The sequence below is a fragment of the Shewanella sp. KJ2020 genome (genome assembly GCF_024197625.1).
Classification (GTDB): Bacteria; Pseudomonadota; Gammaproteobacteria; order Enterobacterales; family Shewanellaceae; genus Shewanella.
On record NZ_JAKUKD010000031.1, the window covers coordinates 59391 to 83296 of the forward strand.

A 23906-nucleotide genomic window follows, 5' to 3' on the forward strand; every position below is an offset into this window, starting at 1 on the left:
TAAGCTAAATCGATATATTCGGGTGGTGAGTGTTCACTACTCTAACACCATATAGCCCTCAGGATAGCCGTCTTGTTTGACTTTGTTAAGTAATCTATCGGCAAGTTCAGGCTGGCCTATGGGACCGAGTTGTAGTCTAAACATATTGTTTGCCGCTTGTACACGGCTCTGAACTTGATATTTGTTCTCAAGTTCCTTCGCTATTTTCTTCAGCTTTTGCTGATCTTTTGATGCCACTAACTGAATGTAATGATTGCCGGAATCTTGGGCACTGGCCACGGCGCTATTGGTGGCGGCAAGGCTGCCGACATAGATCACATCAAGCTTAATGCGTGCAGTCCCTTTGCCTAACATGCCTAGTTTATAGGCGGCGGCGTAGGAGACATCGAGAATGCGATCCGAGTGGAAGGGGCCGCGATCGTTGATACGAATGATCACTTGCTTATTGTTATCTAAGTTGGTGATTTTGGCATAGCTAGGTAAAGGCAAGGTTTTATGTGCCCCGGACATGGAATACATATCATAGGGCTCACCGTTGGAGGTCTCATAACCGTGAAACTTTTCGCCATACCATGAGGCGCGGCCCATTTCACTAAAACCTTGGCCAGTATTCATCACAGTGTAAGACTCACCATAAACCGTATAGGGTTTATTACCGCGGCGACTGTAGGGCTCATATTTAGGGGTCGCGTTTGGCACATGTTCCACATTAGGCGGATTGAGTGGCATCTTGTCGTTTTTAAGCGAATAGCGGCCCTTGTTGGGATCCATGTTCTTATTCTTGTTACTGGCCGAGCCAGAATTAGAACTCGAGCAGGCCGCGAGCGCAAAACAGCAGCCGAGCATCAAGAGCTGTAAAAAATTATTTTTTAGCATCATGTTGTTGCTTCAGTTGTTGGCTAAATTGATAAACGGCCATGGAATACAAAGGGCTACGATTATAACGGGTGATTACATAAAAATTGTTCAGCCCTAACCAGTAATCTTTACTTCCCGCTTGTTCTAGCTCGATAAGCATGGCCTTTTGCGAGGTATCTAAATTGCGGGCTGTCGCCAGCGATAAGCTAGGGGAGAGAATATCAGAGACCTTGTAGTGTAACTTCTCGCCCGCCCACACTTTTGCCTTAGGCGCATTGGCACTATTATTCACTAACGGCAAGGCGACTGGCGCATTAGCCTGCCAGCCATGCTGATGGAAGTAATTGGCAACACTGCCAATGGCATCTTCTGGACTTTTTAATAAATCACGGTTACCGCTGCCATCGAAATCGACGGCGTAGTGGCGATAGCTTGAGGGAATAAACTGCCCATAACCCATAGCGCCGGCGTAGGAGCCTTTGAGGCTATTGATATCTAAATGTTCTTCTTTGACTAACTTCATCAACTCGCCAAATTCCTTGCGGAAAAAGCTGGCTCTCGGTTCGTAATAAAACCCTAAGGTATAGAGCGCATCAATCACAGGATAATTGCCTGTGTACTGGCCGTAGAAGGTTTCAATCCCAATAATGGCGACGATAATCTGGGGTTCTACTTGGTATTTGGCCGCCGCTTTGGCGATGGTGGCTTCGTGTTTTTTCCAGAAGGCGAGCCCGGCTGCGAGGCGTTTCTCAGTTAAGAAAATGGGGTAATACACATGCCAAGGCTTGGCTTCCCAAGGACGGGTGATAGCGTCTATTACCGCTTGATTGTATTTCGCTTTTGCGAGAAAGGTATCGATTTCAGTTCTGGTAAAGCCTTGTGCTAACTGAGTTTTAATAAACTCAGCCTTCAAGGCTTCGGGTAATACGGGTGCTGGAGTCTGTGCAACCACTGCCGCGCTGGCATTAGGTGTAGCCGTTACGGGCTCGTTTGCCGTAGAGCAGGCAACTAGATATGAACTGAGGCAAAGCATTGCCAATGGAGCCAAATAAGCTCGAAGAATAGGCATTAAGAAGTCCCTAAAAATTATCTATCTACAAAACGTCTATGGGTATGAATGCTCATTAGAATGCCAAACCCTGTCATCAATGTCAGCATTGAAGTGCCGCCATAGCTCACTAGGGGCAAAGGTACGCCCACTACGGGCAGAATACCTGAAACCATGCCGATATTCACAAAAACATACACGAAGAAAGTCAATGTGATACTACCGGCCAATAACCGAGCAAAGCTGGTTTGTGCCCGCGAAGCAATGACTAAGCCGCGACCAATAATGTAGAGATACATGATGAGCAGCAAAATACTGCCGATTAAGCCAAATTCTTCACCGATCACTGCAAAGATAAAATCCGTATGACGCTCGGGGATAAACTCAAGCTGTGACTGAGTGCCATCGAGCCAGCCTTTACCCCAAAGTCCACCTGAGCCGATGGCGATTTTTGACTGAATAATATGGTAACCCGCACCAAGGGGATCTTGCTCAGGATCGAGTAGGGTTAACACCCGCGTTCTTTGGTAATCGTGCATTAAAAAGTACCAAAGGATAGGCAAAAACGCCAAAACCGCCGCAATAAATCCGCCGACAATGGCCCAGCTCATCCCCGATAAAAACAGCACGAATATCCCCGATGCCGCGACCAGAATCGAAGTACCCAGATCGGGTTGTTTGGCAATTAACAGCGTGGGTATCAGCAGAATCACGCCGGCGCCCGCCAGATAGCGTTTCTTCGGCGGTAGAGGGAACTTACTGATATACCAGGCCATAGTGATAGGGAAGGCGAGTTTAATGAGCTCCGAAGGCTGAAACTCCATAAAGCCTAAGTTCAACCAACGCTGTGCGCCTTTATTGATTTCACCGAAAAAGTGTACCCCAAGCAGCAAGACAATCCCTGCAAGATAAATGGGTAATGCCCAACGTTTAAGCGCCTCTGGATTGATTTGCGCCATAGTAAACATGATGCCAAGGGACAACATCATACGAAACAGCTGCCGCTCCATCATTTCTAAATCTTCACCGCTGGCGGAATAGATCACAAATAGGCCAAAGCCCATCACGGCCAAGAGGCCGAGTAAGAGCGGTAGATCTATGTGTAGGCGCTGCCAGATATTTTGACGTTGATGGGCACTCATGGCGTTGGTTTCCAAGTGTCTCTAAGCATATATTCATCGAGCATAGCGCGGGCGACAGGGCCTGCATTAGCGCCACCCCAGCCAGCGTTTTCCATCACGACGGCGAGGACAATTTTGGGTTCTTCGAAGGGGGCGTAGGCCACCACTAGAGCATTGTCACGGAAATGTTCAGCAATTTTATTGGCATCGTACTTAGTATTTTCTGCCACGCCAATGACCTGCGCCGTACCGGTTTTCATCGCCGCGGTGTAAGTGGCGTCGGTGAAGCGGGATTTGTGCGCAGTCTGGCGCATGGCTTCGTTGATAATATTCCAATTGCGCTGATTTTTAAGCTCAACAGGTGGTAACTCATTAATTGGTGAGTCAATTTTAGCCGTATTGTCCTTGATTGATTTAAGCAAATGCGGCGGAAAGCGGCGTCCCTTATTTGCTAAAATTGCGGTGGCATTCGCCAATTGCAGTGGCGTCGCCGTCCAGTAACCCTGACCGATACCCACAGAAATCGTGTCGCCAATATACCAGGCCTGATTGTACTTTAAGCGTTTCCAGTCTTTAGAGGGCATATTACCCGCCGATTCCTCAAAGATATCTATGCCGGTGTTTTGCCCAAAACCAAACTGCTCCATAAAACGGGCGATAGGGTCAACACCGATTTTATAAGCTAATTCATAGAAGTAAGTATCACAGGATTCAACAATCGCGCTGTAGACGTTGACCCAGCCATGTCCCCAACGCTTCCAGTCGCGGTACTTTCGCTCCACCCCTGGGATCTGCCAGAAGCCGGGATCCCAGATGCGGGTATGTTCGGTCACGGCTTTTTCATCGAGGCCGAGTAGGGCAATGATAGGTTTAATCGTCGACGCGGGGGCGTATTGGCCTTGGGTGGCTCGGTTAATTAAGGGGCGCGATTTATCATTAAGTAAATCGCTGTAATCTTTGCTATTAATCCCTTGAACGAATTGGTTTGGATCATAACTTGGGCTAGACACTAGCGCTAAAATGCCACCATCCCTTGGGTCTATGGCAACGATAGATCCCTTGTGCCCCTGGAGTAACTCCACGGCCTTTTGTTGTAATTGAAGATCGAGTGTTAGGTAAATATCCTGCCCAGGTTCGGGCGGGACAATGCGTAGGGTGCGGATAGTACGGCCGCGGTTGTTCACTTCTTCTTCGAGGTGACCCGGTGAACCGTGTAATAGGGATTCATAATATTTTTCAATGCCTTGCTTACCAATATCTTTAGTTGCGGCATAGTTTTTCCATTGATCGCTGCGCTCTAGTTGGGCGCGATCTCGAGTATTAATTTTTCCAACATAGCCAAGGACATGGGTAAGCTGGCTCTCGTAGGGATAATTACGTTTTAACCCTGCCTCGACGGTAATCCCCGGAAAGCGATGTTGATTCACGCTGAAAATGGCGACTTGTTCTTCGGTCAACTGGTTTTTCAGAGTGAGCGGCTTAAAGCGGCGATGGAATTTGAGCGCTTCGGTGAAGGTCTCACGTTCATCGACACTTATCTCAATTAACTGACCGAGTTCGTCCAAGGTTTCGGACATATTGGTTATTTTTTCGGGGATCAGTTCGAGGGAGTAAAAAGGTTGGTTTTCGGCTAAAAGTACACCATTCCGGTCATAAATGAGGCCACGACTGGGAGCGATAGGAACGACTCGGATGCGGTTGTCATTAGAGCGAGTTGCATAATCTTTATAGGATTCAACCTGTAGGTGATAAAGATTGGTCACCAACACACTCAATAGGACGACAACACATAAAAAAGTGAATAGCGCACGGCGCTTAAAAAGTGACGCCTCGGCGGCGTGATCATGCATGGTTATCCGCTTTTTTGGCGACACTTATGCTCTCTCCGGCTGATCCCATGACGGGTGGTTGACACTCGTTAACATCAAGATCCCGCTATTCTCTATGGTAAGGGTGATTAGTATTCACGCTCCACGCGCGGTATAAGCTTTCGGCAACCACAATCCGCACCAGTGGGTGGGGCAAGGTTAATGCCGATAGACACCAACTCTGGTGAGCGGCTTCTTTACAGGCGGGCGCTAACCCTTCTGGGCCACCAACCAGTAGGCTCACATCTCGGCCATCGAGTTGCCACTTGTTCAGCGCAGTTGCTAGATCTGGGGTCGTCCAGTTTTTACCGGGGAGATCTAAGCTAACAATATGATTACCTTTGGGAATGGCTGCCAACATTAGTTCGCCTTCCTTTTGCAGGATCCGGACTATGTCGGCATTTTTCCCCCGCTTTCCGGCGGGTATTTCGATAAGCTCCAGCGCCATATCACGGGGAAAGCGGCGCTGGTATTCTTCGAAACCACGGGTAACCCAATCGGGCATCCGTGTTCCTACTGCGATGAGTTGCAACTTCATCAGGCTTGCTTTTCTGACCAGAGCTTTTCAAGCTGGTAGAAATCGCGGGTTTGATCTTGCATAACGTGCAGGATCACGTTGCCCATATCTACCAGCACCCACTCGCTGCTATCGCGGCCTTCTACACCAATAGGTGGGATGCCCGCGGCTTTAGCTTCAACGACTAGGTTTTCGGCGATAGCTTTAACATGAGTCTTTGATGTGCCTGAACAAATTACCATATAGTCGGTAATGTTAGATTGTTTACTAACATCGATAACTACCACATCTCTGGCTTTTAAGTCGTCGATCTTGTCGACTACGAACTGCTTTAATTCGGCGCTCTGCACGCTGATGTACCTCAATAATTTTAAATAGCGCGGTAGTATATCAGTGTTGGGCCATGGAATACATTGGATCGACGATCGAGTTTACGATATCTGGGCTAATATTGAATCAAGCTAAGTAAAGGCGTTGTTTTTTAATATAATTTAAGGTTGTTGGCATAAGGGCATCCTGCGGTATTTCCCCCTGAGACAACTGTGAGCGTATTTGGGTGGAAGAAATATCCTGCGCAGTGATATCGACGGTAAAAATACGCCCAAGGAGGGGAGATTGCGGCTGCGTTGTCTTTTTAAGGGCATCGATGACTGCGTAGCGTTTGCTAAGCACCTGCTGCATCGGATGGCCGCTGGTTAACTGCCAACCGGGACGCTGGCAAACAACAAGGTTTGAGTATTCAAATAGTTGCTGCCATTTATGCCAGCTTTGCAGATGAATAAAAGAGTCCATTCCCATGATAAAAAACAGCTCATCATGGGGGTATTGTTCATGCAGTTGTTCTAGCGTCACGACGGTATAGGAGGGGGTATTTCGCTTCGCTTCGATATCGCAAAGCTCAAAGCCATCGAGTTTAGTACAGACATCCGCCACCATCTCTAGGCGCTGGGCCGTGGTGGAGTGTGGCTGCTGCTTATGGGGAGGAATATGGTTAGGCATCAGCAGTATTTTATCTAAGCCTAGCGCCTGCTTTACCTCCATGGCAGGGCGAATATGACCGTAATGTATGGGGTCGAAGGTACCGCCTAAAATACCAATACGCATAGCTACTCTTCGATTACTCTATGGTTATATGGGCCAACTGCCGATGGGCTTTGGGATCGAATAAAAGGCATAGATGGCTCAGGCCGGTCCAATCTTCCCTGCCGTGTTGTTTTAAATTCAGCTCAAGCTTGGAGGCAAAGGCTAACATATGCTCAATCTGTTCGAGTGTCAGTCGTTGCAGTGCCGCTTGGTAGAGGGGCTTACGTTTATCCCAAATTCGGTGCTTACTCCAAAGTGCATTTAACGCCGCACCTTGTGCCTGTTCACTCTTTAACATGAGCAGGAGCTGCAGTTCCTTAAAGAGCGCCCAAAGCAGGATGGGCAGCGCAGTGCCTTCGCCATTAAGTTGCCCCAGCATATGTTGGGCACTTTGTTGATGATTGGTCAGCAGGGCATCGGTGAGTTGATACACAGTAAAGCGGGACTGATCTTCAAAATAGTGGCTTAACTCATCGGCACTGACGGGTTTTGTTGGGCTCAGGAGTTGCAGCAGCTGCATGGCTTGATCGGCGGCCAATAAATTCCCTTCATAGAGGGAATACAGCATAGCACGGGCATCACTTTGCAGATTGAGCTTAAAATGCTTGATACGTGAGTCGAGCCAGCGCATAAACTGATCGCCCTCGGGCGTGGCGCAGGGCAGATACATGCCATTGGCATCTAAGGTCTTAAACCATTTGCTGTTGGTTTGCTCGGTAGCAAGCTTTGGGCCCTCAATAATCAACAGCATATCGGGATTGGGTGTATCCAATAGCGCTTGCAGCGTAGCCGAACCGTCGGCACCGGGTTTAGCGTTAGGTAGGTTTAGCTCTATAATACGCTTGCTGGAAAACAGGCTCATTGCCTGCCATTCCTGGGTTAAGTCGCTCCAATTAAAGCCCGTTTCTTGGATAAGCTGGACGCGTTCATCGAAGCCTTGCCGTTTAGCAAATTGGCGGATCTGATCCTTAGTCGTTTCGATTAACCAAGGATCATCACCAAAAATCAGATAACAGGGAAATAGCTGGTTAAGGTGGCGGGCGAGTTGATCGGGATAGACTCTCATTGAATGATGTCCGGCATTAATCGTAGCCCCGCATTAATTCACCTCAGTGCTGGCCATCGCCTGCAGAATACGATCCGCAGCCTGGATACGCATTTCCTTAGTGAGCAATTCCATTTCACGGCTCTTTGCCAACGCGGTACGGGGATCGTCTAAATAGTCGCGGCGGATTTCAACCTTGAAAGGTTGCGCCTCTTTGCCCGGCAATGCCACGGCGAATTCAACTAAATAAATCAGTTCATACTCGGCGACGTTACCTGTGGGGTACAAAGACAAGGTCGAACGCTCTAGTGAGTCGGTGATTAGCCTTAACACTGGGACATCATTGGCGGGATCGACAATTTTGACGTTGTTCAAACGTAACCGTTCACGCACTAGGCGAGTGAGTTCGCTATATTCATCCGAACTGCTCAAGCTTAACTGATTAAGCTCGGCGGGGATTTGATAGCTACGTTGGAGCTTAAAACCGCAACCGGCACTGGTCATAATGACCAGTGCCATGATTGCGAAAGCTAAGCGTTTAATTAGCATAAGTTTTCGCGGTTTCCTATTTATCTAATGACCAGCATTAGTTGGCAACTATGCTGAGCAGTTTGCCTGGCACATAAATCACTTTACGCACAGTCACGCCATCTAAGTACTTGATCACTTGCTCGTCCGCCATACCCAATGCTTCAACAGAGGCTTGGTCGGCATCGGCGGCCACAGTGATTTTGGCGCGAACTTTACCGTTCACTTGTACCACAATCAGTTTGCTGTCCTCCACTAGGGCTGAGTCATCGACAACGGGCCATTGGCTATCTTCGATGCTGCTCGCATTACCTAGCTCATTCCACAGGCTAAAACTCACATGTGGAATAATTGGGTACAGTAAACGCACCACTGCAGATAAGGCTTCGCCGATAATGGCTCTGTCTTGGCCTGTAGTTTGTGGCGCTTTTTGCAGGTGGTTCATTAGTTCCATCACGGCGGCAACTGCAGTGTTGAACATCTGACGACGGCCGATATCATCGGTCACCTTAGCAATGGTCTTGTGAACTTCACGGCGCAGCGCTTTTTGATCAGCGTTTAACTTACTGACATCTAAGGCTTCGCTGTTGTCTTGGGCCACATAGTCGCTTGCAAGCTTCCACAGACGTTTGATAAAACGGTGTGCGCCTTCAACGCCAGACTCCTGCCATTCTAGGGTTAATTCTGGTGGTGAAGCGAACATCATAAACAGACGCACAGTGTCGGCGCCGTATTTCTCAACCATGACTTGAGGGTCGATACCGTTGTTTTTCGACTTCGACATCTTGCACATACCAGTATAAACCAGTTCGTTGCCGTCTTTGTCGATGGCCTTAGTGATACGGCCCTTGTCGTCTTTTTCTGTGGTCGCTACATCTAACGGCGATACCCATACGCGGGCACCTTTGTCGTTGGTGTAGTAGAAAGCATCGGCCAACACCATACCCTGAGTCAGCAGTTGTTTGGCTGGCTCGTTAGAGTTTACTAGACCCGCATCCCGCAGCAGTTTATGGAAGAAGCGGAAATATAACAAATGCATACAGGCGTGTTCGATACCGCCAATATATTGATCCACAGGCAACCAGTAGTTGGCTTTAGCGGGATCTAACATTTCATCGGCCTGAGGGCTGCAGTAACGGGCGTAATACCAAGAGGATTCCATAAAGGTATCGAAGGTATCGGTTTCGCGCAGTGCTTCTTGACCGTTCACTTGGGTTTTCGCCCATTCTTTATCGGCCTTGATGGGGCTTTGAATACCGTCCATCACTACATCTTCTGGCAGTAATACGGGCAGTTGATCTTCAGGCGTTGGGATCACAGTGCCGTCGGCTAAGGTCACCATAGGAATTGGCGCGCCCCAATAACGCTGACGTGAAACACCCCAATCGCGCAGGCGATAGTTGACTTGGCGTTTGCCTTTACCTTCGGCGACTAACTTGTTAGCGATGGCATTGAAGGCGGCGTCAAAGTCTAAACCGTCGAACTCGCCAGAGTTAAACAGAATGCCTTTTTCGGTATATGCCGCTTCACTGATGTCGACTTCGCCATCAACTGGCTTGATCACAGCTTCAATCGCTAGACCGTATTTCTTGGCAAATTCGAAGTCACGTTGATCGTGGCCAGGAACCGACATTACGGCACCTGTGCCATAGTTCATCAGTACAAAGTTAGCGGCCCAAATCGGCACTTGCTTGCCGGTGATCGGATGAATAGCGAAAAGCCCTGTGGCGACACCGCGTTTTTCCATAGTCGCGAGTTCGGCTTCTGAGGTGGTGCTGTTTTTGCACTCATCGATAAACTGAGCCAGCTCAGGATTGGTTTGCGCGGCGATTTCAGCCAATGGATGACCCGCGGCAATCGCCACATAGGTCACGCCCATTAAGGTATCTGGGCGAGTCGTATAGATATCGAAGCTTTTATCGCTACCCGCGACGCCGAAGGTCATTTCGACGCCTTCGCTGCGACCAATCCAGTTGCGCTGCATGGTCTTAACCTGTTCAGGCCAACCATCTAAGGTGTCGATATCATTTAATAATTCTTCGGCATAGGCGGTGATTTTAATAAACCACTGTGGGATTTCTTTTTGTTCTACAGGGGTGTCACAGCGCCAGCAGCAACCGTCTTGAACTTGCTCATTCGCCAGTACGGTTTCATCGTTTGGACACCAGTTGACCGAGGCCGTCTTCTTATAGACAAGGCCTTTTTCGTACAACTTAGTGAAGAACCATTGCTCCCAGCGATAATATTCTGGGGTACAAGTGGCGATTTCACGGCTCCAATCGTAACCAAAACCCAGTAGTTTCAGCTGGTTCTTCATGTACTCTATGTTCTCATAGGTCCATGGTGCAGGCGCTGTTTTGTTGTTAATCGCGGCATTTTCTGCGGGCAGACCAAATGAGTCCCAACCTATGGGTTGCAGCACGTTTTTGCCCTGAAGACGCTGGAAGCGTGCAACCACATCACCTATGGTATAGTTGCGAACGTGTCCCATGTGGAGTCGGCCAGAAGGATAGGGAAACATCGAAAGGCAATAAAACTTTTCTTTGTTTGCATCTTCAGTGACTTCAAAGGTTTTGTTGTCATGCCAGTGCTTTTGCACTAAGGCTTCAATTTCTGAGGGATTATATTGCTCTTGCATCACGCTATTTCCGGCAGTGCCGCCTATTATTTGATCTAACGCCATATCGGCGCGAATAAGATCTGCATAGAATAAACTAGAAGCGATGCATTAAAAAGGTTCCTATGAAGGAGTATTGGTTATGAATGATAGAAGTAACGCGCTACTAGGACTGTATCAAGCCTTAATTACCGAGGTGAAATCCCAATTTGCAGAAGATAACACTATGACTGCAAAGAATTTATTTAAATCAGTCACTCAAGGTAAGGAGTATTTGCGTCTTAAAGAACAGGCCAAAGAAGATGAACTCGCGTTAGTGGAACAATTTTTAAAGCGTGATATAGCGAGTTTTCTGCGTGAGCAAAATGCCGACAGCTTAAGCCATAGTCCAACGGTGATCACCCTAGAAAACACCCTTTGGCATTGGTTAAGTGAAATAACCGATCGCAGCCAAGTGGAGTGGCATGAGTTGACTCAAGACTTTAAGCACCACGGCTATTACCAGAGTGGCGATATTGTCAGCCAAGGCATTATGGTCTGCACCAATTGTGGCCATGAAATGAATATTGAGTTTCCTGGGGTTATTCCCGATTGCCCTGAATGCGATAACGAAGAGTTTACCCGCGAGGCGTTAACGCCTTAATAGCATTTCTTCTGCACTCACAAAAAACGACGCTTAGCGTCGTTTTTTGTGAGTCATCAACAGCCTTGAACACTGATATCGTAAAGCGGCGGAGTGCTCGCATCGGCAGCTTGGGTGTAGCGGAAATTACACTGGTCGTCGTCGACGATAGAATTGTCATTTAAGTCGTAACCAATGTAAGTAATATCAATGCCTTGATATTGGATGATGAGTTTATCGTCTCTTGTTATCCATTTTTCGATATCGGTATTGTCCAGATATCCCCACTTGAGGCGGGTGTCGACCGTGCCATCACCATCGAGATCGATGTCGATAATATCGTCACGCCCCACAACGGCTTGGCTCTGCAAACTGGGCATTTGGATCTTGGAATAGGCTAAGGTATTGGCGGTTTTAACACTGGCTTGGAGTTGCAGCAGACTTTTCTCCCGCGCCTCTTTGCTCAGGCCGATAAATTTAGGCGCCGCAATAACCGCTAAAATTCCGAGCACTATGATAACGACCACGAGTTCGATTAAGGTAAAACCTTGAGTGCGTTTCTGATTAATCAATTTCTAACTCTGTTGTTGTTTTTTACGACGAATAAAACCAACTAATAGCAGCGCACCACAGAGCAGTAACAGCGGTGTTTGGCCGATTTTGGCAAACCATGTTTGCCCTGTTACCAGTGGAATGGTTGCGCTCAGGACGCCCGTTTCAAACTGCGGTAGTGATGCGGTGATATTGCCTTTTTCATCGACCACGGCGGTAACGCCATTGTTGGTAGCACGAACTAAAGGGCGGCCCAGTTCAATTGAACGCATTTGGGCCATTTCCATATGTTGCAGTGGTCCATTTGAGGTGCCAAACCAGGCATCGTTTGACACTGTGAGCAGAATATCGGTATCTAGGTCGACACTGTCCCTAAGCTGCTCAGGGAAAGCGATTTCATAGCAAATGGCCGGCGCGATTTTATGACCAAGCGCGCTTAGATTCGGTTGTCGATATTCGCCTCTAGCAAAGGATGACATGGGCAGATTGAAGAAAGGCGCGATTGGGCGCAGTAAGGCTTCAAAGGGCACAAACTCACCAATTGGCAGCAGGTGATGTTTTTTAAATTGGTTGCTGCCATCGGCCTCATAATCGGGGCCTGCTTGTTGTTTCTGATTATGATTACCTAGCACAATCAATGAATTATAGAATTGATTGTCCTGATGACTAATAATGCCAGTGATAATGGAGGTGTGATTTAGATTAGCCACTTTATTAGCATTATCTAAAAACTCCTGCACCATAGACTCGGGCGCCGGGACGGCGGCCTCTGGCCAAATAATGATATCGGCATCTAAGTGTTCACGGGATAAATCCATGTATTTCAAGAGTGTTGGCCATAGAGCTTCGGGTTCCCATTTCATACTTTGGGGAATATTACCCTGCACCAACGCCACTTTTACCGATTCGCCCGTTGGATGAATATCGGAAAATTTAGGTACAACCCAAGCACTCAGTACAGTGAGTGGCAGTAAAATCAGTAAGCTTTTATAACGCTTAGTCAAACAAAGGGCTAATGCACCCGCGAGCATCGCTAGCACAAAGCTTAATCCCAGCGCACCTATGATGCTAGCAAGGGGCTTTAGCGGCCCTTGGGTTTGTGAATAACCCGCCCATAACCAGGGAAAACCTGTCATCACCCAACCACGAGCCCATTCGGTTAAGGTCCACAGTGCGGGGAATAGGGCGAGATTACGCCAAAGACTGAACTTAGCTTCGCCAGCACGGCTTCGCGCGTTGGTTAACCACGCCAGTGCTAAACCAGTCAGCGCGGGATATAAGGCTAAATACAGGGCCAATAAAGCCATTAAGCCAATTGATGCGGGGAGTGGTAGACCACCAAAGGTGTCCATACTGACATGCACCCAACTGATCCCTACGGCAAAACAGCCAAAACCAAAGCTTAACCAATAGTAAAAGTTAGCCTTAGTCGAGAGGGGCTGACTCTGCCAAAGGGCTAACGCCATGGCGATAGGATAGATAATCCAGATGGAATAGGGGGCAAATGAAAGTGCCGTACTGGCACCAAGGAAAAATGCCAGTACGAGCCTCAAAGCGTGGGTTCGGGACTTTTGTTGGGCAAAAGCCCGAATGTTATTTAGCACGAGTGATTATTCTATGTCTTCGCTAGTATTAGGATCGGGGAGTTTAACCCTGAGTTGGATCAAACGCCTGGTATCGGCGCTAATCACTTTGAACTCTATGCCTTCAATCATAATGCTTTCATTGCGTTCAGGCAGATGGCCGAAGGCGTGGGAGACTAAGCCACCGACGGTATCAAACTCTTCATCGCTGAAATCAGTATTGAACTCTTCGTTAAAATCTTCAATTGGCGTTAACGCCTTCACCATATAAACCGTGTTGCCGACTTTACGGATCTCGGTTTCTTCGGCGCTATCATGGTCGAACTCATCTTCAATCTCACCGACGATTTCTTCCAGAATATCTTCGATGGTCACAAGGCCAGATACGCCGCCGTACTCATCGACAACAATCGCCATATGGTAGCGTTGCGAACGGAATTCTTTAAGCAACACATCGACGCGCTTACTTTCAGGCACAACCACAGCGGGACGGATCACCCGACTGAGGGAAAAGGGCTCATCACTGTTGGAAAAACCATAGGGGATCAAATCTTTAGCCAGCAATATGCCTTCGATATGATCTTTGTCTTCATTCACGACGGGGAAACGGGAATGGCCAGAGCCAATCACAGTGGCAAGGAGCTCTTCAACGGTATTGTCGATTTGAATCGCGACAATTTGAGCTCTTGGGATCATAATGTCCCGAACACGCATATCAGAAACTTCTAATACACCCTTGATCATTTCGCGGGTATCTTCAGTGATCAGATCGCGCTGCTCTGCACCATCAATCACATCGACTAAATCTTCGCGATTTTGAGGTTCGCCCTGAAATAGCTGACTTACTCTATCAAACCAGCTTTTTTTATGGGCGTTCGTACTCGGGGGGATATCGTCACTCATAGTTTTCTCATTAACTTAGATAAACCTTATCTTAGTTAATTATTCTTCCTTATATGGGTCAGTAAAACCTAAGCTTACAATGAGTTGAGTCTCCAATGACTCCATCTCTTCGGCTTCTTCATCTTCGATGTGATCATACCCTAGCAGATGCAGACAACCATGTACAACCATGTGCGCCCAGTGCGCTTCTAGGGATTTTTGCTGCTCACGGGCTTCATTTTCAACGACTGCGGCGCAAATAACAAGATCCCCAAGCAATGGAAGTTCAATTTCTGGTGGTGCTTCAAAGGGAAAAGACAGCACATTGGTCGGTTTATCTTTACCGCGATAGGTACTGTTAAGCATTTGGCTTTCACGGCTATCGACGATGCGGATCGTCAATTCTGCCTGATCCATGCTGTTGCCAATGGCTGTTTTCGCCCATAGGGTCAATTGTGCTTGTGTTGGCAGGTAGTCGCTTGTGGTGGCGTACTGAACGTCTAAGGCTAAATCAAGACTCATGCTTTAGGGTTTCCTGCTGTTGTTGAAGTTGTTGATAGTGACTTTCTTTTTTCGCCTTTAGGGCCTGCTCTTTTTGATCGAAGGCGTCGTAGGCTTCAACGATGCGTGCAACCACAGGATGACGAACAACGTCTTGGGAGACGAAGAAATTAAAGCTGATCTCTTCTACTTGGCTTAATACTTCAATTGCATGGCGCAGCCCCGACTTAATATGTTTAGGTAAGTCAGTTTGGGTGATATCACCGGTGATCACCGCTCGAGAGTTAAAACCAATACGGGTTAAGAACATCTTCATTTGCTCAATAGTCGTATTTTGGCTTTCGTCGAGAATAATAAAGGCATCGTTTAAGGTGCGACCGCGCATATAGGCCAGTGGTGCCACTTCGATGACGTTTTTTTCGATCAGGCGCTCGACCTTCTCAAATCCGAGCATCTCAAACAGAGCATCGTAGAGCGGGCGCAGATAGGGATCGACCTTTTGGCTCAAGTCGCCCGGTAAAAAGCCTAGTTTTTCACCGGCTTCCACCGCTGGGCGTGTTAACAGAATACGGCGCACTTCTTGACGTTCTAAGGCATCCACCGCGGCTGCAACCGCAAGGTAGGTTTTACCTGTTCCCGCAGGGCCAATACCGAAGGTGATATCATGGCGCACAATATTGGCGACATAGGTACTTTGATTCGGATTGCGCGGTTTAATGACGCCACGGCGGGTTTTAATATGCAGGGCTTTATCGTCGCCGCTATCGTCCTGCTCAAGGGCGATGGCCTCTTGAATGGCTATATGCACTTGTTCAGGCTCGAGATCCGGCGTGCTGCCTTTCACCGTTTGGGTTTCGATATAAAGCTGTTTAAGTAAATTATTGGCACTTAAACAGTTACGTGGCAGACCGGTGATTTGAAAGTGGTTGTTTTTACGAACAATTTCAACGCCTACGCGACGCTCAATCTGTTTGATATTGTCATCGAATGGACCGCACAATGACGCCAAACGGCGGGTTTCGGCGGGTTCGAGATACAGATTCATAGTGGTTAATTTACTGGACAAATAGTGCTCCTACTGCCAAGGGAAAAAGCCATGTGCGATGTGTTTTTACCGCAGGATAATGTCAGTTTACGAGCCGCAATCAATAATTGCTAACGGAAATTTGCAAATAAGTACGCGATGGGCTGGTAATAAAATAAAAGGGCGACATAGGGATTATTAAAACCCTGTCGCCCTTTTTATATAGGGACAGCTTGGCCGGATTTAAACCCTTAAGGTTTAAATTGGGTCACGCCTAAATCATCATCTTGCTTATGTTTAGCCAGGATATCCGCTGGGCGTAGGCTGCGGCGCAGATCCATTTCATCTTCACCACGGATAAACTTGCCGCGCAGTGAGTTGGTATAGACGTCAACGATCTCTACATCAACAAAGCTGCCGATGTGCTTAGGCTGACCTTCAAAGTTCACTACTCGGTTGTTCTCGGTGCGACCGCGCAGTTCCATCGGATTTTTCACCGAAGGACCTTCCACGAGAATGCGCTGTACTGTGCCCATCATATGGCGGCTGTAGCGCATGGCTTGCTGGGTGATGCGGTCTTGTAGAATAGCCAGACGTTGCTTTTTCTCTTCCATATCGACGTCATCGGGTAAATCCGCCGCTGGCGTGCCTGGACGTGCGCTATAGATAAAGCTGAAGCTGTGGTCGAAACCGATTTCTTCAATCAGTTTCATGGTGTCGGCAAAGTCTTCCTTGGTTTCGCCAGGGAAACCAATGATAAAGTCAGAACTGATTTGAATATCTGGACGGGCTTTACGCAGGCGGCGGATGATCGACTTATATTCAATCGCCATATGGCCGCGTTTCATCGCCGTAAGAATTCGGTCAGAACCCGATTGTACGGGTAAGTGCAGGAAGCTGACTAATTCAGGCGTATCTTGGTAAACGTCAATAATATCTTGAGTGAACTCAATTGGGTGGCTTGTCGTGAAGCGAATGCGATCTATGCCGTCGATGGCGGCGACAAAGCGCAGTAATTCGGCAAAGCTACAAATGGCGCCATCGTGGGTTGCACCGCGGTAGGCGTTAACGTTTTGACCGAGCAGGTTCACTTCGCGTACACCTTGCTCTGCCAACTGGGCGATTTCAAGGATGATGTCATCCAGTGGACGGCTGACTTCTTCACCACGGGTATAAGGGACCACGCAGAATGAGCAGTATTTGCTGCAACCTTCCATGATAGACACAAACGCCGTTGGGCCTTCGGCGCGTGGCTCTGGAAGGCGGTCAAATTTTTCGATTTCAGGGAAACTGATATCGATAACCGCTTTGTCACCACGGCGCACTTGCTCGATCATGTCCGGCAGACGGTGCAAGGTTTGTGGTCCAAAAATAATGTCGACGCATTGTGCTCTGTCTTTAATGGCTTTGCCTTCTTGAGACGCAACACAACCACCCACACCTATGATGAGGTTGGGGTTTTTATCTTTCAGCGTCTTCCAGCGTCCTAGCTGATGGAACACTTTTTCCTGCGCTTTTTCGCGGATGGAGCAAGTGTTGAGCAGGAGAATGTCAGCCTCCGACGCTTCTTCAGTCAAGGTATAACCTTGGTATTCGCCTAACAGATCAGCCATCTTGGATGAGTCATACTCATTCATTTGACAGCCCCAAGTTTTAATATGGAGTTTTTTACTCATCAGTTGTGTCGCCCTAAGATGCCCAGTAAAAATAGCGCGACATTTTACCTGCAGTTAGGGCCGCTGACCAGCTTTGTCCACACTTTTACTTGTTGGCTTTCGCCGTTTGTGATAACCACATAGAAGCTAGGTTTTTATCCTTGGCAGTGACCTGTGCCGCTGCAATGCGATTAACGCCATGTGCTCTAGCCATTTCCAGTAAACCGTTGCGTGCTTGAATGCTAATATCCTCACGGATTTCGAGTCGAAATTCGTTCAATATTTCCGTGGTATGTTGATATAAGGCATAATCGATAGGTGAACGGTAAGTCACTGTGATGATTTCCATATCGGTTTTTGCCGCCATGGCATTACCCCATGGGATCAGGCTGCAAACCAGTAAACTACCTGCTATCTGTAAATGGGTGAGTGTTTTCATGACATCCTCGCTAAGGTGTAAGGTGGATTCACTTGTTAACTCGTTAGATACGGCTAGGGCTAGTTAAGTGAGATGTTAAATTTGTTTTACTCCGCTCGAATGAAACTTTATCTCGATGGTGTCGCTTAGAGTGTAGTGAGGATAGAAAAAGGCGAATGTTGTCTTTGTAAGCAACTGTGAGCAAAAGCCCCTATAGCAACATTTGCTCACCTTTGCGCCTAAATTGACATGCTTTTGATACAATGCGAGCGAATTCCCATGGGGTTGGGCCGCAATTAAGAAGGGAATACAAGTCGTGATTGAGATAAGCCAGAATGAAGCTGTAACACAGGCCGCGCCCGATGAACTGACATTTGATGTGATTTTAGTGGGCGGCGGTATGGTTGGCGCGGCGACCGCTATCGGGCTTGCTGAGCAAGGTCTTAAAGTGGCAGTGGTTGAGTCTTTTGTGCCTAAGGCCTATGGGCCTGAGCAGCCGTTAGATGTTCGAGTATCTGCCATTAGTGTTGCCTCTGAAACATTACTCGATCGCTTAGGGGCGATGGATGCGCTGCTGCAAATGCGCAATGTACCTTATCTTGGCTTAGAAACCTGGGAACTCGAAGGTTGCATTACTCAATTTCACTGCAGTCAAATTGGCGCCAGCCATTTAGGGCATATTGTTGAAAACCGTTTAATTCAACTTGCGCTGTGGCAACGGATGGCGCAATTGAATGGCATCACCTTATATTGCCCAGATAAGGTCGCGGCATTTGCCCGTGATAGCGATAGCGTCAGTTTGCATTTACAGTCCAACATTAAACTGACCGCTAAGTTATTAGTGGGTGCCGATGGCGCAAACTCCCAAGTGCGCCAGTGGGCGGGGATAGGGATTACTGGGTGGGATTACGCCCAATCGGCGATGTTGATCAATATAAAAACGGCACAGGGCCAACAGGATGTCACTTGGCAGCAGTTTACGCCTAAGGGGCCGCGCTCCCTATTACCTCTGCCGGGAAATAACGCTTCACTCGTTTGGTATGATGATGCTAACCGCATTAAGCAATTGATGCAGCTAAACAATAAGCAGCTTGCAGAGCAGATAAGAGTGCATTTCCCTGCGCGTTTAGACGCCGACTTTACCGTTGAGAGTAAAGGCAGTTTCGGTCTTACCCGCCGCCATGCGCAGCGCTACTATAGCCAGAACGTGGTGATCCTAGGCGATGCCGCCCATACGATAAACCCGCTTGCCGGCCAGGGCGTCAACCTTGGATTTAAGGATGTTGAAGCACTGCTTGCGGTCATCGAGGAGGCTTTAACACGGCATGAAGCATGGTGGTCTAAAGAGGTACTGGCTCGGTATCAAGATAGGCGATATCGGGATAATCAATTGATGATGACGACTATGGATGTCTTTTATGCGGGCTTTAGTAATGACATTTTGCCGCTGAAACTGCTGCGAAATGGCGCCCTCAAATTGGCCAATATCAATTCACCTATCAAGCAAACCGTTCTCAAATACGCTATGGGTTTAAACTGAAGCTTGAACTTTCCGGGATTCTGAAGCGGTAAATTGATGCGGCATTTGTTGACTTTGGCTTTGAGTGCTAAAATGCCGCGTTTTTAGCGAGTATGGTCCATTTCAGTCGTATTCCCCTACGGCAAAAATAGGACGACATCACGATATTGAGTGCCATGAGCGAAATTAAATTAATCGTTGGTCTTGCCAATCCCGGGGCCGAATATGCACAGACGCGCCATAATGCTGGCGCTTGGTATGTGCATGAGTTAGCTAGGATTTGTGGTGTGACCTTAGTGCCCGATAGCAAGTATTTTGGTGTGACGGCAAGGGCGGTATTGCACGGTAAAGATGTGCGTTTGCTGATCCCGACGACTTATATGAATTTAAGTGGTAAAGCCGTGGGAGCCTTGGCGAATTTTTTCCGTATTACGCCAGAAGAAATTTTAGTGGCCCACGATGAGCTTGATATGCCGCCCGGGGTGGCTAAATTTAAACTCGGTGGCGGCCATGGTGGCCACAATGGTTTGAAAGATATCATTGCCAAACTCGCGAATGATAAAAATTTTTATCGTCTACGCATAGGCATTGGCCATCCAGGGGATAAAAACCAAGTCAGTGGTTATGTTTTAGGTAAAGCTCCAGCTAAAGAGCAGGAGCTGATAGAAGCCGCAATCGACGAAGCGGTGCGTTCCACTGAGATCCTGTTTAAAGAAGACATGGTAAAAGCCATGAACAGATTACACTCCTTTAAAGCACAGTAGGTTTTGCCTTTGGCGAAACATCGATATTAAGTGATTTAAGTATTCAGTAATGTGCTGCCATAGGGCAGGACGACTAAACCTCGCTGATGAGTGTGACTTGTCAGCCAATAATCGAGAGAAAGGTAAGCATATGGGTTTTAAATGCGGCATTGTTGGTCTTCCTAACGTAGGTAAATCAACGCTTTTTAATGCGTTAACTAAGGCTGGCATCGAAGCGGCTAACTTCCCGTTTTGTACCATAGAACCTAACACGGGTGTGGTTCCTGTGCCGGATCCACGTTTAGATGCCCTCGCTGCGATTGTGAACCCACAACGCGTATTACCCACAACGATGGAGTTTGTGGATATTGCAGGCCTAGTCGCGGGCGCCTCTAAGGGTGAAGGTTTAGGGAACAAGTTCCTCGCTAATATCCGTGAAACCGATGCTATTGGGCACGTAGTACGTTGTTTTGACGATGATAACATCGTCCATGTGGCCAACAAGGTTGATCCTGCCCGTGATATCGAAGTCATCAACACTGAATTAGCCTTAGCTGACTTAGACAGTTTAGAGCGTGCGGTGATCCGCCAGCAAAAACGCGCTAAGGGTGGCGATAAAGACGCTAAATTTGAAGTAGAAGTGCTGGAAAAAATGCGTCCAGTGCTCGATGAAGCCAAAATGTTGCGTTCAATGGATCTCTCTAAGGAAGAATTGGAGGCGGTAGCTTACCTGAACTTCCTAACCTTAAAACCGACTATGTACATTGCTAACGTCGCGGAAGATGGTTTTGAGAATAACCCGCATTTAGACGCAGTTCGTGCGATTGCTGCTACGGAAAACGCTATCGTTGTTGCTGTGTGCGCGGCGATTGAATCTGAACTGGCTGAAATGGAAATCGCTGATCGCGACGAGTTTATGGCCGATTTGGGTATCGAAGAACCTGGTCTAGATCGCGTGATCCGTGCAGGTTATCAGTTGCTGAGTCTGCAAACTTACTTTACCGCAGGTGTAAAAGAAGTGCGTGCTTGGACTGTGCCAGTGGGAGCCAGCGCTCCACAAGCTGCAGGCGTTATTCACACCGACTTTGAGCGCGGCTTTATTCGTGCCCAAGTGATGGCCTTTGAAGACTTCATCACCTATAAGGGGGAAGCGGGCGCTAAAGAAGCGGGTAAATTACGCGTTGAAGGTAAGACTTACATCGTTAAAGATGGCGATGTAATGCATTTCCTATTTAACGTATAAGCGCTGTTATTCAAGGCGTAAGCTAAAGCATTTTTCGCTTGAGATGGGCAACAGACGCTAATTTAGCGCATCTGTTGCTCAGTTTGGTGAAGTAATAGCCGAACAGCTTAAGCTTAGGGAAATAGCGAAAAAAAGCTGTTGACCTAGGTACATCGAATAAGCATAATACGCCCCGTTCCTCGCTGAGAGGGGCGCGCAGTACCGAAGTGGCAATGTAGCTCAGCTGGTTAGAGCACAGCACTCATAATGCTGGGGTCGCAGGTTCAAGTCCCGCCATTGCTACCATCTTTTCAAGATGTAAAATTGATACAGTGCGGGAATGGTGAAATTGGTAGACACGCCAGATTTAGGTTCTGGTGCCGAAAGGTGTGAGAGTTCAAGTCTCTCTTCCCGTACCATTATTAAAAAATGTCAGTTTTAATGTCATTTTTGCAATACGAATTTAGAAACATCGGCGATAGCGGATGTTTGAAACAGAGTTTAGTTGGGGTATCGCCAAGCGGTAAGGCACCGGGTTTTGATCTCGGCATCCCTAGGTTCGAATCCTAGTACCCCAGCCATTTTTCAGTTTCCAAGTTGTTTGGGGTATCGCCAAGCGGTAAGGCACCGGGTTTTGATCTCGGCATCCCTAGGTTCGAATCCTAGTACCCCAGCCATTGGCAATGTAGCTCAGCTGGTTAGAGCACAGCACTCATAATGCTGGGGTCGCAGGTTCAAGTCCCGCCATTGCTACCATATTTAAATCCACGCTAAATCATCTGATTTATCTGGAAAAATCCAGAACTACTCGTATGAGTAAGTCTGGTACATTTTGATGCGGGAATGGTGAAATTGGTAGACACGCCAGATTTAGGTTCTGGTGCCGCGAGGTGTGAGAGTTCAAGTCTCTCTTCCCGTACCATCAAAATGCAACCTCTAAGGTTGATGACAAGTTAATTGGGGTATCGCCAAGCGGTAAGGCACCGGGTTTTGATCTCGGCATACCTAGGTTCGAATCCTAGTACCCCAGCCATAGTTAAAAAGCCCGTCAATGACGGGCTTTTTGCTTTCTGCCTTTTGTCATGTTCTTCTCCCGTTATTTCTTTATTGCCTCATGATTTTTCAGCAGTTTTTTATGCATCATCCAGATAGTCTTTTATGCGTTATCCAGATAAAGCCGAACGGGTTAGGGATATGATAAAAACAGCAGGGCGCAGCTTCGCTGTATTGGCTGAGATAAGTATCAACTTATTTTGAGGATTAGACGATCGCGATAAAAAAGCCACAGTGCTTAAATAACTACTGTGGCTTGAGTCAGCATTATGTTTTAAAGCATTATCGCAACTTGGCGGAAATACTCTCGCACAATAATAGGCCGCCCGAGAATTGGCCCGTCATTATTGTACAGGCTTGATTTCTTTGATTGGTGTCGCTTCTTTTAGTGGTGCGATTTCAGTATTCGCCTTTTCAAGTACGGCATCCTGCACAGTATCCTGCACTGTATTCACCTCACCCGACGCGATAGCTTTGAGGGGCGCAGCAGCGGCTCCAACTTGCTGTTGCAGCTGATTTGTCCCCGCTTCAATGGTCTTTTGTTGCAGCTTTTGCGGATCGGTATAGTCGACGAGTTCTTTTGGCCAACTAGGTACGAGTTTCTCGGCCTGATCCGTAAACTGCTCTGAGATAATTTTTGGCGAGCCACCCGTTAGCAACATCACTGCCATTTGGTTGGTGTCCGAGTTCCACACAAATCCAGCTTTTTCAGCCATTTCAGGCACTGGAGTGTAAGTCGACACCATATAAAATAAGGGGCCTTCCTGTTGAATTTTGTCGGCAGTTTTAAGCAATGACATGGTCGTGTCGTAGTTATCCCCTAATAAGGCTTGCATGCGATCTTTGATTAGGGGTTGCTCAAATAATCCAACATCATTTGGATTTAAGCCGACTAGGGGTTTTAACAGCGCCCACATCAATTGGCCTTGGGGTGACATTAATAATAGTGGCGCTACACAGGCGTTTAGCATTAGTGCTAACCACACTATATGTAAGCCGCGTATTTTTTTGAGCAGAGATGTACTCAAGATGATATTTCCTTCGGAATTACCAGCAAGTCGCCGGCGGCGGATTGTAGCCGATTGGCATAAGGTAAACGAGAGGGGAGTAAAGTAAATTTTAAGCCAAAAAGTTAACGTGAATGTTGGGTTTTACCTTTGTGGATCTCATTAATATCTACAGATGATGCTATGAATGACTTGCTGCTAAATTAATCAAAGTGAATGCATTGAGTGTTTAATGGGGGATTATCTGTAAGCGCTTTATTTTTCGAATGTATTTTCTCACCTTGTTTTCAGTATTGAATATGTAAAGTTTGTAAACTTTGTTCTATTTGATAATCGATCTCATTTAATCTCGGCGCATTAAATTAGTTTCATGCAGCTCATGTCAGCTTTAGTCTGCATAGGGAAAGCCGGCTCAGGAGGCATTTCTCTTCGAGTTGCTT

The 23906-nt window shown here is 47.5% G+C and carries 22 protein-coding genes and 7 tRNA genes; 11 read left to right on the plus strand and 18 right to left on the minus strand.

Going from position 1 to position 23906, the window contains the following annotated elements; translation table 11 throughout:
* Positions 1–36: 36 nt before the first annotated feature.
* The 10 genes from MJO46_RS17010 to leuS form a co-directional block, all read right to left on the minus strand.
* Positions 37–879: a septal ring lytic transglycosylase RlpA family protein gene (locus MJO46_RS17010; protein ID WP_253990356.1), complete on the minus strand. Its 843-nt coding sequence runs from the start codon at positions 877–879 to the stop codon at positions 37–39.
* Positions 863–1927: a lytic murein transglycosylase B gene (mltB, locus tag MJO46_RS17015; RefSeq protein WP_253990357.1), complete on the minus strand. Its 1065-nt coding sequence runs from the start codon at positions 1925–1927 to the stop codon at positions 863–865. Before mltB ends, MJO46_RS17010 begins: the two co-directional genes overlap by 17 nt.
* A gap of 17 nt (positions 1928–1944) precedes the next feature.
* The gene (gene rodA / locus MJO46_RS17020) at positions 1945–3048 is read right to left on the minus strand and encodes a rod shape-determining protein RodA (RefSeq protein ID WP_253990358.1); all 1104 of its coding nucleotides are present in this window, start codon (positions 3046–3048) and stop codon (positions 1945–1947) included.
* A complete protein-coding gene (mrdA, locus tag MJO46_RS17025) occupies positions 3045–4901 on the minus strand; it encodes a penicillin-binding protein 2 (protein WP_253990359.1) in 1857 nt (618 codons plus the stop codon). The genes rodA and mrdA overlap by 4 nt, the downstream gene beginning before the upstream one ends.
* A gap of 61 nt (positions 4902–4962) precedes the next feature.
* Positions 4963–5433: a 23S rRNA (pseudouridine(1915)-N(3))-methyltransferase RlmH gene (rlmH, locus tag MJO46_RS17030; RefSeq protein WP_253990360.1), complete on the minus strand. Its 471-nt coding sequence runs from the start codon at positions 5431–5433 to the stop codon at positions 4963–4965.
* Positions 5433–5762, minus strand: a complete 330-nt coding sequence (rsfS, locus tag MJO46_RS17035) for a ribosome silencing factor (RefSeq protein WP_007645966.1) — start codon at positions 5760–5762, stop codon at positions 5433–5435. The genes rlmH and rsfS overlap by 1 nt, the downstream gene beginning before the upstream one ends.
* Before the next feature lie 106 nt (positions 5763–5868).
* Positions 5869–6516 (minus strand): nicotinate-nucleotide adenylyltransferase, encoded by a 648-nt coding sequence (gene nadD / locus MJO46_RS17040; RefSeq protein WP_253990361.1) that lies wholly within the window; start codon positions 6514–6516, stop codon positions 5869–5871.
* A gap of 13 nt (positions 6517–6529) precedes the next feature.
* Entirely contained in the window at positions 6530–7561 is a 1032-nt protein-coding gene (holA, locus tag MJO46_RS17045) for a DNA polymerase III subunit delta (protein WP_253990362.1), read from the minus strand.
* A 33-nt stretch (positions 7562–7594) separates the two neighbouring features.
* The gene (lptE, locus tag MJO46_RS17050) at positions 7595–8089 is read right to left on the minus strand and encodes an LPS assembly lipoprotein LptE (RefSeq protein WP_198780786.1); all 495 of its coding nucleotides are present in this window, start codon (positions 8087–8089) and stop codon (positions 7595–7597) included.
* Between the two features lie 37 nt (positions 8090–8126).
* A complete protein-coding gene (gene leuS, locus MJO46_RS17055; RefSeq protein WP_253990480.1) occupies positions 8127–10706 on the minus strand; it encodes a leucine--tRNA ligase in 2580 nt (859 codons plus the stop codon).
* A gap of 121 nt (positions 10707–10827) precedes the next feature.
* Here leuS and MJO46_RS17060 point away from each other — a divergent pair, with 121 nt between their 5' ends.
* Positions 10828–11328, plus strand: coding sequence for a zinc ribbon-containing protein (locus tag MJO46_RS17060; protein WP_253990363.1), 501 nt, complete (start codon positions 10828–10830; stop codon positions 11326–11328).
* Positions 11329–11384: 56 nt separating this feature from the next.
* Here the strand turns inward: MJO46_RS17060 and MJO46_RS17065 are convergent, their stop codons facing one another.
* The 7 genes from MJO46_RS17065 to MJO46_RS17095 form a co-directional block, all read right to left on the minus strand.
* Positions 11385–11879, minus strand: a complete 495-nt coding sequence (locus MJO46_RS17065; protein ID WP_253990364.1) for a type II secretion system protein — start codon at positions 11877–11879, stop codon at positions 11385–11387.
* Between the two features lie 3 nt (positions 11880–11882).
* Positions 11883–13463, minus strand: coding sequence for an apolipoprotein N-acyltransferase (gene lnt, locus MJO46_RS17070; RefSeq protein ID WP_253990365.1), 1581 nt, complete (start codon positions 13461–13463; stop codon positions 11883–11885).
* A 6-nt stretch (positions 13464–13469) separates the two neighbouring features.
* A complete protein-coding gene (gene corC / locus MJO46_RS17075; RefSeq protein ID WP_198780782.1) occupies positions 13470–14345 on the minus strand; it encodes a CNNM family magnesium/cobalt transport protein CorC in 876 nt (291 codons plus the stop codon).
* 39 nt (positions 14346–14384) lie between these two features.
* Complete coding sequence (gene ybeY, locus MJO46_RS17080; protein WP_198780781.1) at positions 14385–14846, minus strand: rRNA maturation RNase YbeY; 462 nt, start codon at positions 14844–14846, stop codon at positions 14385–14387.
* On the minus strand, positions 14836–15891 hold the full coding sequence (locus MJO46_RS17085; RefSeq protein ID WP_198780780.1) for a PhoH family protein: 1056 nt from the start codon (positions 15889–15891) through the stop codon (positions 14836–14838). Before MJO46_RS17085 ends, ybeY begins: the two co-directional genes overlap by 11 nt.
* 209 nt (positions 15892–16100) lie before the next feature.
* The gene (gene miaB, locus MJO46_RS17090) at positions 16101–17525 is read right to left on the minus strand and encodes a tRNA (N6-isopentenyl adenosine(37)-C2)-methylthiotransferase MiaB (protein ID WP_198780779.1); all 1425 of its coding nucleotides are present in this window, start codon (positions 17523–17525) and stop codon (positions 16101–16103) included.
* Positions 17526–17610: 85 nt separating this feature from the next.
* Positions 17611–17943 carry a hypothetical protein gene (locus MJO46_RS17095; RefSeq protein ID WP_253990366.1) on the minus strand — a complete coding sequence of 111 codons (333 nt, stop codon included), beginning with the start codon at positions 17941–17943 and terminating at the stop codon, positions 17611–17613.
* A gap of 295 nt (positions 17944–18238) precedes the next feature.
* Here MJO46_RS17095 and MJO46_RS17100 point away from each other — a divergent pair, with 295 nt between their 5' ends.
* The 10 genes from MJO46_RS17100 to MJO46_RS17145 all read left to right on the plus strand — a co-directional run bounded on the left by MJO46_RS17100 (position 18239) and on the right by MJO46_RS17145 (position 22439).
* Positions 18239–19462, plus strand: a complete 1224-nt coding sequence (locus tag MJO46_RS17100) for an FAD-dependent monooxygenase (RefSeq protein ID WP_367880938.1) — start codon at positions 18239–18241, stop codon at positions 19460–19462.
* Between the two features lie 155 nt (positions 19463–19617).
* Entirely contained in the window at positions 19618–20205 is a 588-nt protein-coding gene (pth, locus tag MJO46_RS17105; RefSeq protein WP_198780776.1) for an aminoacyl-tRNA hydrolase, read from the plus strand.
* Between the two features lie 130 nt (positions 20206–20335).
* A complete protein-coding gene (ychF, locus tag MJO46_RS17110; RefSeq protein ID WP_253990367.1) occupies positions 20336–21427 on the plus strand; it encodes a redox-regulated ATPase YchF in 1092 nt (363 codons plus the stop codon).
* A gap of 208 nt (positions 21428–21635) precedes the next feature.
* Positions 21636–21712 (plus strand) — tRNA-Met (locus MJO46_RS17115).
* A gap of 28 nt (positions 21713–21740) precedes the next feature.
* Positions 21741–21825 (plus strand) — tRNA-Leu (locus MJO46_RS17120).
* Between the two features lie 87 nt (positions 21826–21912).
* Positions 21913–21987: transfer RNA gene (locus MJO46_RS17125), tRNA-Gln, on the plus strand.
* A gap of 21 nt (positions 21988–22008) precedes the next feature.
* Positions 22009–22083 (plus strand) — tRNA-Gln (locus MJO46_RS17130).
* Between the two features lie 2 nt (positions 22084–22085).
* Positions 22086–22162 (plus strand) — tRNA-Met (locus tag MJO46_RS17135).
* An 81-nt stretch (positions 22163–22243) separates the two neighbouring features.
* A tRNA-Leu gene (locus tag MJO46_RS17140) sits at positions 22244–22328 on the plus strand.
* Between the two features lie 36 nt (positions 22329–22364).
* Positions 22365–22439, plus strand: a tRNA-Gln gene (locus MJO46_RS17145).
* Between the two features lie 364 nt (positions 22440–22803).
* On the opposite strand, the gene MJO46_RS17150 is transcribed toward MJO46_RS17145, so the two are convergent.
* The gene (locus tag MJO46_RS17150) at positions 22804–23487 is read right to left on the minus strand and encodes a hypothetical protein (RefSeq protein WP_253990368.1); all 684 of its coding nucleotides are present in this window, start codon (positions 23485–23487) and stop codon (positions 22804–22806) included.
* Between the last annotated feature and the right edge of the window lie 419 nt (positions 23488–23906).